Below are 16,757 nucleotides of genomic sequence, written 5' to 3'. Positions count from 1 at the left end.
AAACGTCGTTCGATTTTTTCCTATATCACAGTAATGTTTATAACACGCCAACCGGCTTTTTGAAACCAGATCATCCTCTTTTGAATATGTCTTTCTGTTTCCAGTCGTTCACTTCGTATAACCCTTCAGAGGCCGCCATATACTGAAAGCAGTGATCGAAAGGAGTGAGCCAATGGAACTGTTTACAGTGTGGACCAATACAGACGGAGATCAGGAAACCGACCGGTTTTACGAAGTGGTCAAAAGTAGAACAAAGGGACTACATATGTCACGGCGCGGATTTCGATTCACTTTCAGACAGCTGGATAACAAAGTGGCATGGACCTGCAAGGGCACAGAAAGCAATTCGGCGTTTGAAAGCTTTCTCCCCTGTGTATACAGCATCATGTCTTCGGCAATAGCGGATTATATTATCGAAGTCAAGGAGTGGGGGCTGCTCAATCTCATTCTCACCAAAGCCTGTTCGTTGCTGGAGAAAGAGGATGCTGAGCAAATTCGCAGTATGATTCGTTCACTGTTAAACGATGATGGCCCCAGAGGTCGTTTGAAGCGTCATGGTAAGCTGACTACTCTCCTGGAGAAGGATTTCAAGGAGCTTCGTGTGATCAATTTGGAAGGGCTGATTCAATTTAGGCTCCATGCGTATAAAAAAGAGCTTGAAGAAATCGTCGACTATGCTATGGAAGAATTCTGGGCAGATCGGCAATACGAAGAATTTATGGGGCTGCTTAAATATTTTGTTTTTTTTCAGGAAAGCAAAGTTCCGCTCGTACACGTACTTCACCAAGGCGGACATAATTTTACGATTCTGGATAGTGCCATGGTGCCCATACCGATTCCTGATGCAGATGACATCATTGTCGAGATGCCAGGCATTGAATTGGAAATGGAGGTCGAGGATCGAATCGTGAGCACCCTTATTTCGATTTCTCCTGCTTCCATTATATTGCACACAGACGATGAACACACCCCCATAGTGCGGACACTCCTGCATATTTTTGAAGATAAAGTGAAACTGAGCAGACTTTATCCAGGTCAGGATGTTCAAAAATAATAATCTGTTCGTATAAACTAATGGATTTCTGGAAAGCCTTTGCCTCAAGGGGAGGTTTTTTATGAGATCCATGTTGGTATGGAAACGGATTTTGGGAACCGTGTTAATTGCAACCTGTCTGGTATTGCCCGGCAATGAAGTTTACGGTCACAAAGAACCGGTCCAGCATAAAAAATGGCAGTCCACACCTGTTTTAGCTCCACGCGAAGAGCAGGTTATTACGACCATGACGGTCACGGCAACAGGATATACAGCAGGCTATGAATCGACTGGCAAACGGCCAAGTCATCCCGGTTACGGTATTACGTATTCCGGTGTAAAAGTGCGTCGTGACAAGAACACACTGTCTACGATTGCGGCTGATCCCAAAACGTTTCCTTTGGGAAGCATATTGTACATTCCAGGTTATGGATACGGGATTGTAGCAGATACAGGTTCTGCGATTAAGGGCAATAAAATTGACTTGTATTTTAAAACAACCCGGCAGGTATATTCTGAATGGGGCAAGAAAGATGTGGATGTTCAAATTATAAAAAAAGGGAACGGAAAATGTACAGAAAAGATGGTCAAATCGCTCCAAAAGGTGATAGAAACGCATAAAACTATTCCGACCGCGACACTGGATGCTTCCATATAATCCTTGAATATTGTTTTTTCCAACATCACATACTATGTTGCGGGATGAGCTTATCCCGCAAAACATACTGGGAGGTTGAGAATTATGCCAAATCAAGGCGGAAGTTCTTTCACGAACAAAGGCTTCAAGGCAAGCGCAGGAAATCAGTTCAAAGCGGAATTTGCACAAGACAATACGGTTGGTGTCGTTTCACAAAAGGTAAAGCAGTCTGAACAAAATAAAATTCAAGACAACTTTCAGACACCAAATGAGAAGTATGATGAAGAATTTGCAACAGAACAAGGCGGTACAGGCGCTGTAGCTCAAAAAGTTCAAAACTCCAGTCGCAACAAAGTTCAAAACAATGCTCAAACACCGAACGAAAAGTTCGACGAAAACTTTAACACGAAATAAAAAAGCATATACAATTGATAATGCTCCGGATTATATCCGGGGCATTTCGTTTTAAGTGAAAGTGAATAGGTACAATAGGTCTAAGGTTTTATCTCCTTTTTAATTGTTTTTAAGGTGGAATTAAGGTTTAAAGTGCAAAATAAAGTCAGTTAAACAACACCACCTTGAAGCATAGGGTTTGGGAGGAGATATACAATGGACGAATTTAAAAATAATAACTCCGGACGCCGGAACGACAACGATCAGGTTGATACCGATAATGCAACTCGGCAAAACGATTCGAACGGTTCCTCATATTATTATTCTTACGGCCCTTTTTCTTCAGTTCAATCGGACGGACAACGTAAGGAAGGGCAGTCGGTGGAAAAGGATGTTGAGATTACGCCACCACAGGCAGTGAGACCTCTTCCTCCCTCATACCATCGCGCTATGCCTGAGCAACAGGATGGTTCGGGTCGGAATGGTGGCAACTGGCAATTCAAACCGAATAAGCCCAAGTCGCAGGTGAAAACAATTTTCTTATCTTTTTTGGCTGGAATGCTGGTCATTACGGTATTGATGTACACAGCTGACCGAACAAATATGTTCACACCCGAGACGGCGTTAACTTCGGCGGCAGCTGAAAGTGGAGAAACGACTAATTCAGGAACAACTGGCTCGACTCCAAGCGCAGTTCCGGCTGTGATGCCTTCAGGTACCGCTGATGTTCAATCTGTTGTGGCCAAGGCTGGTCCGGCAGTCGTCAAAATCGAAACGCTTGCCAAACAAACCAGTGGTAGCAGCGGCAGACAAAGCAGCCCTTATTACAATGACCCGCTGTATCAATACTTTTTCGGTAATCAGTATGGTGACAGTGGCAGTAGCGGTAACAGTAATGAAAATGAAGGTAGCAACAGCGGGCAGCTGACTCCGCTTGGTATTGGTTCCGGTTTTATTTTTGATAAATCGGGTTACGTCCTAACCAACAACCATGTTGTTGAAGGCGCGAGTGTGGTTCAGGTTACAGTAGAGGGAACTAATAAGCCTTACGAAGCCAAAGTCTTGGGCAAAAATGCTGATCTTGATTTGGCGGTACTTAAAATTGAAGGCAAAAACAACTTTCCGACAGTAACTTTGGGTGACTCCGATAACGCTAAAGTCGGCGAGTGGATGGTCGCAATCGGCAACCCTGAAGGCTTTGAGCATTCGGTAACAGCCGGGGTGCTAAGTGCGAAAGAACGTACGATCACCATTAATAGTGAATCGACTGGAAAACCGACGCAATACAAGCATCTCATTCAGACGGATGCGTCCATTAACCCTGGTAACTCTGGCGGACCGCTGTTAAATCTGCAAGGGCAGGTTATCGGTATGAACGTAGCTGTTAGTGCAGACGCACAGGGAATCGGGTTTGCGATTCCGTCCAATACAATTTTGGAAGTCGTCGATAAGCTGAAAAATAACCAGCCTATCCCGAAAGAACCTGTACCTTTCATTGGTGCAAGTCTGTTAAATTTGAGTCCTGAAGTAGCCAAAGAATTGGGCACATCCCTAACCGAAGGCTCGGTAGTACGGGATATTATATACAAATCGCCAGCTTATCAGGCCGATCTGCGTCCTTACGATGTGATTATCGGAGCCAATGGCACGCCTTATAGCACATCACAAGAGCTGATCCAGTTCATTCAAAAACAAAAAGTGGGTACAGCACTGACGCTTAACATCGAACGAGCTGGGCAGAAAAAAGATGTTCAGCTGAAAATAGGCAACAAAAATGACTTTAGCTCGACGCTTCAGCAATAAGCTGATAACTCTACAAAAATGAACATGTGCACGCAAGAAACGGAAGGAAGATCCCTTCCGTTTCTTGCTGTATGGAGCAGCCAGATGCTACACGCGTCTACTCCTGCTACAATAGAGGGAAAAGAAGAGATAAAGGAGTTCGATCGTGTATGCGTTCTACTATTCTGATTATTGATGACGATGAAAAAATTGTTTCCATGCTACGCAGAGGGCTGGCATTTGAAGGCTATGAAGTGCTGACAGCCGCCAATGGAGCAGAGGGATTAAATAAAATGCTGACAGCTGAGCCTGATGTGGTCGTGCTGGATGTAATGATGCCGCAGGTCGATGGTTTTGAGGTATGCCGTCGCATGCGGGAGGGTGGAAGCACGGTACCTGTCCTGATGCTTACAGCCAAGGATGAGGTTGAGAATCGGGTTAAGGGCTTGGATCTAGGGGCCGATGATTATCTCGTCAAGCCGTTTGCTCTGGAGGAGCTGCTGGCGCGAGTGCGAGCGCTTTTGCGGCGTAAAACCGAACAACAGGACAATAACGGAAATCGGCTTACCTTCGAGGATTTACAACTGGATAACGAATCCCGTGAAGTGGTTCGTGGCGGCAAACGCTTGGAACTGACAGCCAAAGAATTTGAACTGCTCCATTTGTTCATGCAAAACCCCAAGCGTGTTCTGTCGCGTGATCTGATTATGGACAAAATTTGGGGCTATGACTATAGCGGAGAATCGAATGTGCTGGAAGTATATATTGCCATGCTACGACAAAAAACGGAGCAGGATGGCGGTAAACGGCTCATTCGTACAATTCGGGGAGCTGGCTATATTTTAAGAGGTGATGTGTAATATGTCTATTCGGTGGCGGCTGACAGCTTGGTATTCGAGCATCTTGGCTATTGTACTTGTCATTTTTGGTCTGGCTATTTACGGACTAGTATATTACTACACATATAATGAAGTGAAAAGTCAGCTTATGACTCAGGCGCCACAGATTAACAAGCAATTACGCCTTATTATTAAAGGGGGATTGTTTGAAGTCCCTAACTTGGATTTAGGATTGGAGCAGGGGCGTGGAATAGATGACTCACAGCTATATGTACAAATTTACAATTATACGTCCGGGGTTACCAAAACCACCCAAAATATGAAAGACCTCAATATCACCTTCCCTGTTCCATCTACAGCGGCAGGAGCAGTTCAAAATGAGGGGATTCGACGTGTGAACGTAAATGGGGATTCCTTTATGATTTATCAACAGCCCATTAAGTCCGAGGAGTTGGGGTTGGTGGTCGGGTTGCTACAGGTAGGACAATTCACGGGCTCTCAGGATCGACTCATGAACAGGTTACAAAATGTGCTTGTATACGGTTCGTTGTTTGCATTACTCGCTGCTGCGACCTCAGGTCTCTTTCTGGCTCGCAAGTCTATGAAGCCGCTGGTCAAGGTCATTGAGGGGGCAAATCAGATTCAATCCAGTAATGATTTGAGTGTACGGATTGAATATGACGGACCACCAGATGAAATTGGACAATTAATCGGGACGGTTAACAACATGCTGGGGCGTACAGAGGTGTTTTACAAGGAGCTGGAAGATGCGTACGGTGCACAGCGTCGTTTTGTGGCTGATGCTTCCCATGAGCTTCGTACGCCGCTAACGACGATCCGTGGCAACGTTGATTTTTTGCTCAAAATGTGGACTACCGAACCAGGAGAGCGACCGAATATGGATGAAGAGATGATTCGCGAGCTTTCTATGGAGGCATTAAATGACATGGCGGATGAAGGCAAACGGATGAGCCGTTTGGTGAGTGATATGTTGTCACTCGCGAGAGCGGACACAGGGAAAACGTTCGATAAGACTCCCGTTGCGTTGGAACCGCTTGTAAGTGAGGTTGCCCGTCGTGCTCAGTTTTTAGAGCGAACGGCCGAATGGAATGTGGGAGATTTTTCGTTGCTGAATGGTATTTATATGGATGGCAGCAAGGATTATTTGCAGCAAATGCTATTCATTTTCATTGATAATGCATTCAAATATACACCTGAAGGCACAGTCCGATTTGATGCCATTATTTATCAAGGACAGGTGGGGCTACGGATCAGTGATACGGGCATTGGAATGGATAAGAGTGAGGTTCCCTTTATTTTTGACCGTTTTTACCGGGCAGATGAGTCACGCGGGGTGACGGAGGGAATTGGGTTGGGGCTATCTATTGCCAAGTGGATTATTGATGAACATCACGGGTCTGTGGAAGTGGTTACGCGCCAAGGAGAAGGAACGACATTTGTCATCTGGCTTCCGGTCAGCTTTTCCGCGCCTTTGGAATAGGCTATAATAGGAAGGCAACTACATCATAGAATTGGCCGGTAGAGGCGTGGAAGCCCACAGCTGCCCAGTTTTGGAGCTGTATACTGTGTCGAAGAAAGCGGGGGCTCATTTTGGAAGTACTCAGAATTTCGCCCCGGGGTTACTGCTACGGCGTAGTCGATGCCATGGTATTGGCACGTCAGGCAGCCAGAAATCTGGACTTACCCCGGCCTATTTATATATTAGGCATGATTGTGCATAACAGTCATGTCACCAATTCCTTTGAAGACGAAGGGATTATTACACTGGACGGTCCGAACCGTATGGAGATTTTAAGCCAGGTAGAGAGCGGCACTGTTATCTTCACTGCTCATGGCGTATCACCAGAGGTTCGCAAGCTGGCACGAGACAAGGGGCTGACTACGGTAGATGCGACTTGCCCTGACGTCACAAAAACGCATGATCTGATTCGGGAGAAGTCTGCCGAAGGCTATCAGATTGTTTATATTGGCAAAAAGAATCATCCAGAGCCGGAGGGAGCTATCGGTATTGCTCCTGACCATGTTCATCTGATTGAAAAGGAAGAAGAAATCGACAGTCTTACGTTACCAGCTGGCAAAATCCTTATCACGAATCAGACGACCATGAGTCAATGGGACATTAAGCACATTATGAAGAAGCTGCTGGAGAAGTTCCCAGGTGCTGAGATACACAATGAAATCTGTTTGGCGACGCAGGTACGTCAGGAAGCGGTAGCTGAGCAGGCTGGACAGGCGGATCTGGTGATCGTTGTCGGTGATCCGCGCAGTAACAATTCAAACCGATTGGCTCAGGTTTCGGAGGAAATTGCTGGTACAACAGCTTATCGTATTTCTGATGTGACCGAGCTGAAGAGGGAGTGGCTTGAGGGAGTAGCCAAAGTGGCTGTGACTTCTGGGGCTTCCACGCCGACACTGATTACCAAAGAGGTTATTACGTATTTGGAGCAGTATGATGCGGCTAACCCGGATACGTGGGAGATTCAGCGAACCATAGATATGAAAAAACTGCTGCCTCCTGTACGGGAGAAGTCAAAAACGACGAAATAGTTTGTGATTGATTACAGCCGTTATTCGGATACAACCATCCGGATAGCGGCTTTTCAAATTGTTTTAATTTATAGATATTATTCGGTTAGCTTCACTAAGTTAGAATATTGAATAATTCGGGATAATTAAGCCTTGACGAGTATAGCTAAAACAGGTATAGTTGCTTTAACGAATAAAAGCTTAAAAGCGAACAAGCGTCTAAGTGTCATAATATCAATCTATAATGGGTTAATAAAATATGTATCATAGAGAGGAAGAAAAAAATGATCGTTATCGCTGGTGTTCAAACACCTGAAGAGCATATTCAAGCTATTGTTGAAGTTATTGAGAAAGAAGGATTGCAGGCTCATGTATCAAGAGGATCGGATCGCACGATCATCGGACTGATCGGTAGCGTAGAGCCCAAGCTGGCTGAACATCTGCGTCAAATGAAAGGCGTAGAAAATGTGGTTAAAATATCGAAGTCCTACAAATTGGCCAGCCGTGATTTTCATCCGGAAAATACGGTTATCTCCATTAAAGGAGTAAATATCGGCGGAGGCGAGCTTGTCATTATGGGTGGACCATGTGCCGTTGAATCTGCTGCACAGATAGATGAAATTGCCGGATTGGTCAAAGCAGCAGGTGCGCAAGTTCTCCGTGGTGGTGCTTTTAAGCCGCGTACAGGGCCTTATAGCTTCCAGGGAACTGGTGTAGAAGGTTTGATCATGATGGCTGAGGCAGGTCAAAAGCACGACCTCCTGACCATCACAGAGGTTATGACACCTGAATACGTAGACATTTGTGCGGAATATGCCGATATCCTGCAAGTAGGTACACGGAATATGCAAAACTTCGATCTACTGCGTAAGTTGGGTACTTGCGGCAAGCCAGTGTTGCTCAAACGCGGCTTTAGCTCGACTTATGACGAGTTCTTGAATGCTGCCGAGTACATCTTGGCAGGTGGCAATCCGAATGTTATGCTGTGTGAGCGCGGTATCCGCACTTTTGAAACCTACACCAGAAATACACTCGATTTGTCTGCGATCCCTGTGTTGCAACAGTTGAGCCATTTGCCGGTTATTTCTGATCCTAGCCATGGCACGGGTAGACGTGAATTGGTTGTTCCTATGACGAAGGCTTCGGTCGCTGCCGGAGCGGACGGACTAATTATTGAAATGCATACAGATCCCGATAACTCAATGACGGGGGATGGTGTACAATCCCTGTTCCCGGATCAATTTTCAGATTTGCTGAAAGATTTGGAAATATTGGCTCCTGCTGTGGGGAAAACATTTCACACGCCTAGTACCATTGCTTAAACCAATGTTTAACATTAATGCATAAAAGTTTTGCTGCAACGCAGTAATGAGATTTAAATTACCTAAAAGCCCGATGTTTCGGGCTTTTTGTGCTATTCAAATGTTATCAAGGGCGTAAGCATATCTAACATTAGTTTAAAAAATACCTTACATAGCTATTGACCCGTGTCATGTTTGAGATTTATAATGACGACAGAAAAAAACATTCGATCATGAACATTTCAGGGTTGTATAAGACTTAATGTTCGGAAAAATTGGGAGGAAGAAGACATGTCCGTTGAAAACGTATTGAAAACAATTCAGGAAAATAATATTGAGTGGGTAGATTTTCGTTTTGTAGATTTGTCTGGTCGTGCTCACCATATTTCATTGCCAGCTTCCGAAGTAGATGCAGAAACATTTGTTAACGGTGTTGCTTTCGACGGTTCTTCCATTCCCGGCTATCGTGGCATCGAGGAATCCGACATGGTTATGCTGCCCGATCCAGAAGCGGTTTTTATCGACCCTTTCACTCAGCATCCTACACTGAATATTCTGTGTGACATTGCTACGCCAGATGGCGAAAAATACGACCGCGATCCTCGCGGCATTGCAAAAAAAGCTGAGGCATTTCTGCAATCCGCAGGAGTGGGCACAGCAGCATTTTTTGCACCTGAGTCCGAATTTTTCATCTTTGATGATGTTCGCTACGAAAGCGGCATGAATAGCTCCTCCTTCTTCGTAGATTCCGAGGAAGCAGCTTGGAACACGAACCGTAAGGAAGAAGGCGGCAACCTGGGCTTTAAAGTGGGAGTGAAGGGCGGATATGTACCTGTAGCGCCAGTAGACACCCAACAAGATATCCGTAGTGAAATGTGCCGTTTGCTTGAAGAAGCAGGTCTGAGAATTGAGCGCCATCACCATGAGGTGGCTACGGCAGGCCAAGCGGAAATCAACTTCCGTTTTGACACACTCAAGAAAACAGCAGATAACCTGCTCGTCTATAAATACATTGTACACAACACAGCTCGTCAATATGGTAAAGTGGCAACATTCATGCCGAAACCAATTTTCGGGGACAACGGAAGTGGTATGCACGTTCACCAATCCATTTTCGATGGCGACACTCCTTTGTTCTACGAAAAAGGTGCTTATGCTAATCTGAGCGAAATGGCTCTTCATTATATTGGCGGTATTCTGTACCATGCACCTGCATTGATCGCTTTGACAAATCCAAGCACAAACTCGTTCAAACGTCTCGTTCCTGGCTACGAAGCACCAGTTAACCTGGTATTCTCCAAAGGTAACCGTTCTGCGGCTGTACGTATTCCAGTAGCGGCTGTTACTCCAAAAGGCTGTCGGATCGAGTTCCGTACACCAGACTCCACTGCTAACCCTTACCTTGCCTTCTCAGCGATGCTGATGGCGGGTCTGGATGGTATCAAGCGCAAATTGAACCCAATCGAATTGGGTTATGGTCCACTTGACACCAACATCTACGAGCTGTCTGACGCTGAAAAAGGTAAAATCCGTAGCGTACCTGGTTCATTGGATGAGGCTTTGGATGCTCTGGAAGCTGACTACGAATTCTTAACTGAAGGTGGCGTATTTACGAAGGACTTTATTGATAACTATGTAGAGTTCAAACGTTCTGAAGCTAAATCGGTGAACATCCGTGTTCATCCACACGAATATAGCCTGTATTTTGACTGCTAATAACTTGATTGCTTAGCTGCTTTGAATAACAACCACTAGCTTACGGGTAACAGTTGTTATTCAAGATAGGTCTCCGGTCTTATGCCGGGGACCTTTTAATATTAAAGTGAAAATTACAAAATAAAGATGTTAAATACGTTAACATTCACAACTTTGTCACATCATAAATGAAATTGAAAACATTTTTATACAAGTCTTGAACGCATTTATGAATACTGCTATCATAGCGATAATATCCACACCAGAGTAGAGAAGGGATGGGAATTTGTTGAGTAAGAGAGCCTACAATTTTAATGCAGGACCAGCGGCATTGCCGCTTAAAGTACTGGAACGTGTACAAGCTGAATTCGTAGATTTCCAGGGAACAGGGATGTCGATCATGGAAATGTCTCACCGTGGAGCTGTGTATGAATCTGTTCATAATGAGGCGCAGGAACGTCTGTTATCTCTGCTGGGCAATCCACAAGGCTACAAGGTGTTATTCCTACAAGGGGGCGCAAGTACGCAGTTTGCAATGCTGCCTTTAAATTTCTTGCGCGAAGGACAGACTGCGAGCTATGTAATGACAGGTAGCTGGTCGGACAAGGCATATAAAGAAGCCAAGCTACTGGGCAAGGCTCATATTGCCGCATCCTCCGCTGATGAGAAGTACATGCGTCTTCCGAATGTGGATTCCTTGGACTTGCCTGAGAATACTGCTTATGTGCATATGACGTCCAACGAAACGATTGAAGGTACACAATTTAAGCAATTCCCGGATACGGGGTCCGTACCATTGATTGTGGACATGTCCAGCGATATTTTTTGCAAGCCTTTTGATGTTACTCAATTTGGATTGATTTATGCTGGCGCACAAAAAAATCTGGGACCTTCTGGTGTGACGGTCGTGATTGCCCGTGAAGAGTTGCTGACTTCCTCACCGGACAATATTCCTACGATGTTGCGTTATAGCACATATGAAAAAAATAACTCTCTCTACAATACTCCCCCATCCTTTGCCATATACATGGTGAATGAAGTGCTGAAATGGATTCAGGAAGAAGGCGGTTTGGAAGGCATTGAGCGTGTGAACCAGCAGAAAGCTGCTTTGCTATACGACCGTATTGACAGTAGCGAAGGCTTCTATCGTGGTTGTGTGGACAGCGCTGATCGCTCTATCATGAATGTAACCTTCCGCCTCGCGAATGAGGATCTGGAAAAACAATTTATTAAGGAATCCGAACAGGCCGGATTTATCGGACTGAAGGGACATCGCAGTGTAGGAGGGCTTCGCGCCTCGATCTACAATGCTGTTCCACTGGAGAACTGTCAAGCATTAGCCGAGTTTATGGACGGATTCAAGCAACGTAACAGTTAATTACGCGGACATATATTTCGATACACGATATTTAAAATCGAAAAAGTAAATGTAGAGCCTTCCCTGAATGTGTATAGGGGAAGGCTTTTAGTGGTGTGGGTTGAAATTTTTGTCGTTTGATGTTCATATCTGTCTGATTTTGTTAAAATAAAAGAATGTGTATGTTTTTAATGTATACACTTTGGTTAAACTGTAGGTTATTTGTCTGATGAATTTAATGATGAAGGGAACGAAACGTGATGCCATTACATATTGTGCTTGTCGAGCCGGAAATCCCGGCTAACACAGGTAATATTGCCAGAACGTGTGCTGCAACCGGAACTCATCTGCATCTGGTGAAGCCACTGGGCTTCCGTACCGACGATGCCACGTTAAAACGGGCTGGACTTGATTATTGGTATGCTGTCCACATTGAATATCACGAGTCTTTTGCTGAAGTGCAGGAGAAATATCAGGAAGGCCGCTTTTTTTATGCGACGACCAAAGCGAATCAGCGATATAGTGATATTGCATTTCAGGATGGAGACTTCTTGGTATTTGGTAAAGAAACGAAAGGTTTGCCTCCAGAGCTGCTAGCTGCTAATCCAGATACATGTATCAAGATGCCTATGTCTGATAAAGTAAGATCTCTAAACTTGTCGAATTCCGCTGCGATTATTGTATATGAAGCGCTGAGACAAATGGATTTTCCGGATTTATCATAAAGAGCATCGAGTGAACAAGTATAAATGCGAATAAAGAACCAGGACCTTAGTTGCTAATAAGAGTTTCACCTTTGTTGCTCAAAGGTACATGACAGTGGAGCTTAAATAAAGGTTGTATGGTCGAAAATTTGCGAAATTTCTCAGCGAGGGCTAATGATAATTGGCTTTCCGGTCGATAAAAATATTATAGACATTCTGTACCATACTTTGATATGGTTCATGATTTTATGAAAAAATGTAATAAAATTTCCTGTGATCAGCAGGATTCGACAAAAAGACAGCGAATACTACATAAAGAATAGTGTCTTTGTACCTAGTTTTTCGCATGGTAAGAAATTTGTAAGTTATTACTCAATAGGAGAGGTGTACGATCACGATGAAACCTGCCGGTGTGGTACGTAAAGTTGATCAGCTGGGGAGAATAGTTTTGCCTAAGTCACTGCGTAAAAGGTACCAAATGAATGAGGGAGATCCTGTCGAAATTTTGGTTCAGGGTGACCACATTATTTTGGAGCGTTACCGTCCAAAATGTGTATTCTGCGGGTCAGTAGAACAAGTGAACGATTTCAAAGACCGTTATATTTGTGCTCAATGCCTGACAGAAATGACACAGTATTCCTCCTAAATGAGGCAAAAGCATCACGACATTCGTTCGTGATGCTTTTTTTCGGATAGAGCCGTACGTCGGCTAACATATTTAATTTAGTAGTAGACTATTAGGTAGCTATTTATAGAACAAAAAATGAGTAGGGACTGGACGCAAATTACCATCGGACGGTTTGTTTACGACTCGACCGTTAAGTATAAGCGACGAGGAACCGCCTCCGTCCAAATTATAGGCATCTTGAACACCTAGATTGTACATTTTCCCTTGCAGTTCTTCGAGCGTCGCGCCCGAACCCCCGCTTTCATTGTAGCCGTCTACGACAATAATGAGCAACTGATCATCTTTATAGTTGCCAATGACCGTACGCGGGGCCCGCTTGGGGGAGACTTTCCATTTGTCAGGAATAGGCATTTTTTGTCCCCTTTGCAGCAGGACGGGAACGAAGGTAGCCCCAAAGGCAGGCTTTAAGCTGTCAAGAGCACCTTGACTGTAAAATTTGCCACCGATAAGCTTGCCATCGTTACTCAGTCCGACGAAGGATAAATCCTTAAAACTGGACTGAAAGCCAGTAAGGTAGTGGCCGTTCAAGACAGTAGTGCTTAATGGATAGCGTTTGCCGTCTCCATCCGCAAAGCCGCCTGCATTGATGCCTGCAATAGCTCCGTGTCTCAAGACTGCACGCATGGTGGTTTCAGAGCCACCCAATTTGTCACTTCCCAAAGACATTTTCATAGCAGTAGGATCTTTAAGTTTGACCTTCATAGCGTAGCCATGATAAATTCCCGGGTTTACCTTAAACAATTCAATGGTAATCCGGTTGCTATCTACCCGCTCATAGGGAACCCCCAGTTTGGCGGTGATACGTCGATCATAGATGACCGCGGGCCGCTTGGACTGCGTAGAGGCAGTCACGACAAGCTGATTCATCGTTTGGGTCGTTTGCTTGTATAGCTCAGAAGTCCGGCGAATCGTAGACAAGGTGTATGTTGCCGTTTGCTTGGCTTCATCAAGCTGCTTGCCTACTGATTGCGTTTGTAGAGTGACTTCAGCTTTTTGCAGACTCGAAGAAGTAGACCCAGGAAAGCTCAATGAGGGATGCACTAACAAAATACACCCCAACAAACCGATAAAAGGAGCAAGGGCCAACATAAAGAACCGGTTCACTTGTTTTGCGTCTACATTCATTTTAGCAAGTCCATTTTTTTCTGAAGTGTACTGAGTTGCTGCTTGACTTCGTTTAATTGGGTATACAGTTTATTGCTGTTATCGGTCTTATTGTTTGCATTATCCTTCGTAAAGGTCAGTAGTTCATTGAAGGACTGGACTTTTCCCTGCAATCCGCTAACTTCCTTGGAAAGAGCAGTCAGTTGCTTTTCATAGTCAGATTTGAGTGCTTGAATCTGTTGGTCTGTATGGGTTTGCATCTCGTTTAGCATTTGCTGCTTCAAGTGATTGCTATACAGATAGGTTGCGAGAGCACCTAGTATAATAAGAATGAACCAAAATAGCAGAAAAGCCTTTACGGGTAACCCCTTTCTTGAATTGCTCCGCCGAGCTTCGGTAGGAGGACGTTCAGGTGAAGCTTGCATACGATTTTCAACTCCCGTGTAAAGTCAAATTTCCAGTCTTTATTTGCAGTACCAATTCTATCATGGGCCTATTTATTTCGCAAAAGCGAAATAGTCGTATAAAAATATTGGAAAAAGAGATTGCATCGGAAGGAAGTCCTAGGATACAATTTCCTTAAACGTTTTTCGCTTCCTATACGTTCACATTCGCGCAATTTCTACATATGCAATCCCCAATTTTAGAATTATTTTCGCTACTAACTATGTATTTTTTTGTAAAATCAGGAGGTTTAGATATGAGAAAAGTATGGCAGGTGGTCATCATAGATATCCATCCTACAAGTATGCTGGGAACAAAGCTTATTTTGGAAGACCAGCAGGATTTGCTTGTCAGAGGGATGTCTTCCTCCGGAACGGAAGGCTTGGAGCTGGCTTGTTCCATTCGACCGGAAATCATTTTAATGGACTACAGGTTGCCTGAGGGAACGGCGGAACCATTTTTGACACAAATGCGGGCCTTGTCTCCAGACAGCCATATTGTTATTATGACGGATGAGGATAATATTACGTTGTTTCAGCAGCTAATTTCGCTTGGAGCAAATGGAATGCTATCCAAGCAGGCATCACCGAGCCAGTTAATCCATCTGATCAACGGTTTACGCGAAGGATTTGCTTCTTTACCAATGGACTGGATTCGGTGTGGAAACTGGCCCTTTATGCCGTTAATGGCATCCGAGCCTTTTGACGAATTGACACAAACCGAAGTGTTTATTATGGAACGTATTGTACAAGGTATTACATATGACAAAATTGCTATCGAGATCGAAGTTAGCCGGCGCTCCATTGATAATTATCTACGTAAAATTTATGCGAAATTAGGCGTGTCCAGCCGGGCGCAGGCGATTGAACGTTATGCCTTATATGCGCGTCAGATGAAGCAGCTATATGCCTGACGCGTCAGCCCGGAGATCATGACCTATTTTTCAGGAGAAGGAGGATGTTCATGCAATATTCCTTTGCTTCACGAACGGCTGCGATGTTGGCTTCTCCAGTGCGTCATATCCGGGAAAATGCGAGAAGACACTCCTTTATATCTCTGGCTGAAGAACTACCTGCACAAGAGCTGTTTCCGGTGAAGTTGCTGGAAGAAGCGGCCCATGATGTGTTTGGCTCCGGCCCTGACGCCCTCCAGTATGGTGAACCGGAGGGCTATTTCCCTTTGCGGGCATGGCTTGCGGGAGAGTGGGAACAGCGTAAAGGAGTAAGAGTACCACCAGGTCAAATCCTTCTCACGACAGGCAGTCAGCAGGCCATTGACCTGATCATAAGGCTGATGGTGGATGAGCGTGATCCGGTATTAGTTGAAAACCCGACATCTCCTGGATGTTTACAAGTACTATCTATGCAGGGTGCGCAGATCGTTCCTGTAGAATCAGATGGGGAAGGTGTCATTCCTAATAAGCTTGAAGCTTTAATGATCCGTTATCGACCCAAGCTTTTTTTTGCCACGCCAACGTTTACGAATCCGACGGGCTCCTTGTGGAGCGCGGCTAGGCGGCAGGAAATTTTGGACCTGTGCAGGCATCATGAGGTGTTAGTAGTTGAGGATGATTCTTATGGTGAATTGCATTTGAAGCAAAAAAATGAGTCCCATGACAAGAGTCCGCATGGTCAGAGTCGAAAATTTGCTGAGACTTACCCCTCACTATTTGCGCTGGATCATGCGGGCCAGGGAGGTCAAGTACTCTATATCGGTTCGTTCAATAAAACAGTTGCTCCTGCGCTGAGAACGGGTTGGGCTGCTGGTCCTGCACCGTTAATTGAAGGGATGTACGCCTTGAAGCAGCTGGCTGATATGCAATCCAGTACGATGAACCAACGGCTGCTGTTCCAATTGTTGACCAGCTCGCGTTTTCAATGGCACGAACACTTGGCGATGTTGAACAAGGAATATTCGACTCGACTTCAATTAATCTTGGAACTGCTCAAGCGCCCGTTTTGGAAAGACGTGACGTATCATATTCCGTCCGGTGGCATGTATGTATGGGTGCAGTTGCCCGATGGGCTGGACAGCGCATTGCTGCTAAAGGCGGCGTTACCCAAAGGTGTAGCCTTTATGCCAGGTGCGCTATGTGCGGTTGGCAGTGAAGGCGCGTCCCATATCCGACTCAATTTTAGCCATCCGGGCCGTGAGCAATTGCTTATGGGCATGAATCTGATCGGTGAGACGATCAGTGAATTTACTGCGCGGAGCTAGCAAAAACCATCGCCCC

At 45.0% G+C, this 16,757-nt stretch carries 16 protein-coding genes; 14 read left to right on the top strand and 2 right to left on the bottom strand.

What is annotated here, in order from left to right:
- The first annotated feature begins 172 nt into the window (after window positions 1–172).
- The 12 genes from NSS66_RS03780 to NSS66_RS03725 all read left to right on the top strand — a co-directional run bounded on the left by NSS66_RS03780 (window position 173) and on the right by NSS66_RS03725 (window position 12,934).
- The gene (locus tag NSS66_RS03780; RefSeq protein ID WP_028542952.1) at window positions 173–1,054 is read left to right on the top strand and encodes a putative sporulation protein YtxC; all 882 of its coding nucleotides are present in this window, start codon (window positions 173–175) and stop codon (window positions 1,052–1,054) included.
- A gap of 61 nt (window positions 1,055–1,115) precedes the next feature.
- Window positions 1,116–1,691 carry a 3D domain-containing protein gene (locus NSS66_RS03775; protein WP_023987798.1) on the top strand — a complete coding sequence of 192 codons (576 nt, stop codon included), beginning with the start codon at window positions 1,116–1,118 and terminating at the stop codon, window positions 1,689–1,691.
- Window positions 1,692–1,775: 84 nt separating this feature from the next.
- Entirely contained in the window at window positions 1,776–2,084 is a 309-nt protein-coding gene (locus tag NSS66_RS03770; RefSeq protein WP_023987799.1) for a hypothetical protein, read from the top strand.
- Between the two features lie 195 nt (window positions 2,085–2,279).
- A complete protein-coding gene (locus NSS66_RS03765; protein ID WP_023987800.1) occupies window positions 2,280–3,866 on the top strand; it encodes a S1C family serine protease in 1,587 nt (528 codons plus the stop codon).
- Window positions 3,867–4,015: 149 nt separating this feature from the next.
- The gene (locus NSS66_RS03760; protein ID WP_013309432.1) at window positions 4,016–4,705 is read left to right on the top strand and encodes a response regulator transcription factor; all 690 of its coding nucleotides are present in this window, start codon (window positions 4,016–4,018) and stop codon (window positions 4,703–4,705) included.
- A 1-nt stretch (window position 4,706) separates the two neighbouring features.
- Window positions 4,707–6,185, top strand: coding sequence for a sensor histidine kinase (locus tag NSS66_RS03755; RefSeq protein ID WP_013309433.1), 1,479 nt, complete (start codon window positions 4,707–4,709; stop codon window positions 6,183–6,185).
- 110 nt (window positions 6,186–6,295) lie between these two features.
- Entirely contained in the window at window positions 6,296–7,252 is a 957-nt protein-coding gene (locus NSS66_RS03750; protein WP_013309434.1) for a 4-hydroxy-3-methylbut-2-enyl diphosphate reductase, read from the top strand.
- Window positions 7,253–7,515: 263 nt separating this feature from the next.
- A complete protein-coding gene (gene aroF / locus NSS66_RS03745) occupies window positions 7,516–8,553 on the top strand; it encodes a 3-deoxy-7-phosphoheptulonate synthase (RefSeq protein WP_023987802.1) in 1,038 nt (345 codons plus the stop codon).
- A 270-nt stretch (window positions 8,554–8,823) separates the two neighbouring features.
- Window positions 8,824–10,248 (top strand): type I glutamate--ammonia ligase, encoded by a 1,425-nt coding sequence (gene glnA, locus NSS66_RS03740; RefSeq protein WP_023987803.1) that lies wholly within the window; start codon window positions 8,824–8,826, stop codon window positions 10,246–10,248.
- 265 nt (window positions 10,249–10,513) lie between these two features.
- Window positions 10,514–11,605: a 3-phosphoserine/phosphohydroxythreonine transaminase gene (serC, locus tag NSS66_RS03735; RefSeq protein ID WP_028542950.1), complete on the top strand. Its 1,092-nt coding sequence runs from the start codon at window positions 10,514–10,516 to the stop codon at window positions 11,603–11,605.
- Between the two features lie 239 nt (window positions 11,606–11,844).
- Window positions 11,845–12,309, top strand: coding sequence for a tRNA (uridine(34)/cytosine(34)/5-carboxymethylaminomethyluridine(34)-2'-O)-methyltransferase TrmL (gene trmL / locus NSS66_RS03730; RefSeq protein ID WP_023987805.1), 465 nt, complete (start codon window positions 11,845–11,847; stop codon window positions 12,307–12,309).
- 376 nt (window positions 12,310–12,685) lie between these two features.
- Complete coding sequence (locus NSS66_RS03725; protein WP_013309439.1) at window positions 12,686–12,934, top strand: AbrB/MazE/SpoVT family DNA-binding domain-containing protein; 249 nt, start codon at window positions 12,686–12,688, stop codon at window positions 12,932–12,934.
- Between the two features lie 99 nt (window positions 12,935–13,033).
- Here NSS66_RS03725 and NSS66_RS03720 read toward each other — a convergent pair whose 3' ends face one another.
- Both NSS66_RS03720 and NSS66_RS03715 read right to left on the bottom strand, forming a co-directional pair.
- On the bottom strand, window positions 13,034–14,101 hold the full coding sequence (locus NSS66_RS03720) for a phosphodiester glycosidase family protein (RefSeq protein ID WP_209941471.1): 1,068 nt from the start codon (window positions 14,099–14,101) through the stop codon (window positions 13,034–13,036).
- On the bottom strand, window positions 14,098–14,505 hold the full coding sequence (locus NSS66_RS03715; protein ID WP_316243472.1) for a hypothetical protein: 408 nt from the start codon (window positions 14,503–14,505) through the stop codon (window positions 14,098–14,100). Before NSS66_RS03715 ends, NSS66_RS03720 begins: the two co-directional genes overlap by 4 nt.
- A 275-nt stretch (window positions 14,506–14,780) precedes the next feature.
- On the opposite strand from NSS66_RS03715, the gene NSS66_RS03710 reads away from it, so the two are divergent.
- Together NSS66_RS03710 and NSS66_RS03705 are read left to right on the top strand one after the other, a co-directional pair.
- A complete protein-coding gene (locus NSS66_RS03710; RefSeq protein ID WP_023987808.1) occupies window positions 14,781–15,437 on the top strand; it encodes a response regulator transcription factor in 657 nt (218 codons plus the stop codon).
- Window positions 15,438–15,487: 50 nt separating this feature from the next.
- Window positions 15,488–16,741, top strand: a complete 1,254-nt coding sequence (locus tag NSS66_RS03705; RefSeq protein ID WP_264454006.1) for an aminotransferase-like domain-containing protein — start codon at window positions 15,488–15,490, stop codon at window positions 16,739–16,741.
- Window positions 16,742–16,757 lie beyond the last annotated feature (16 nt).

It is taken from the genome of Paenibacillus sp. FSL R10-2748 (genome assembly GCF_038005565.1).
GTDB lineage: Bacteria > Bacillota > Bacilli > Paenibacillales > Paenibacillaceae > Paenibacillus > Paenibacillus polymyxa_B.
The sequence above is the reverse complement of the archived record's forward strand: the minus strand, read 5'-3'. Positions and strand labels throughout refer to the sequence as shown.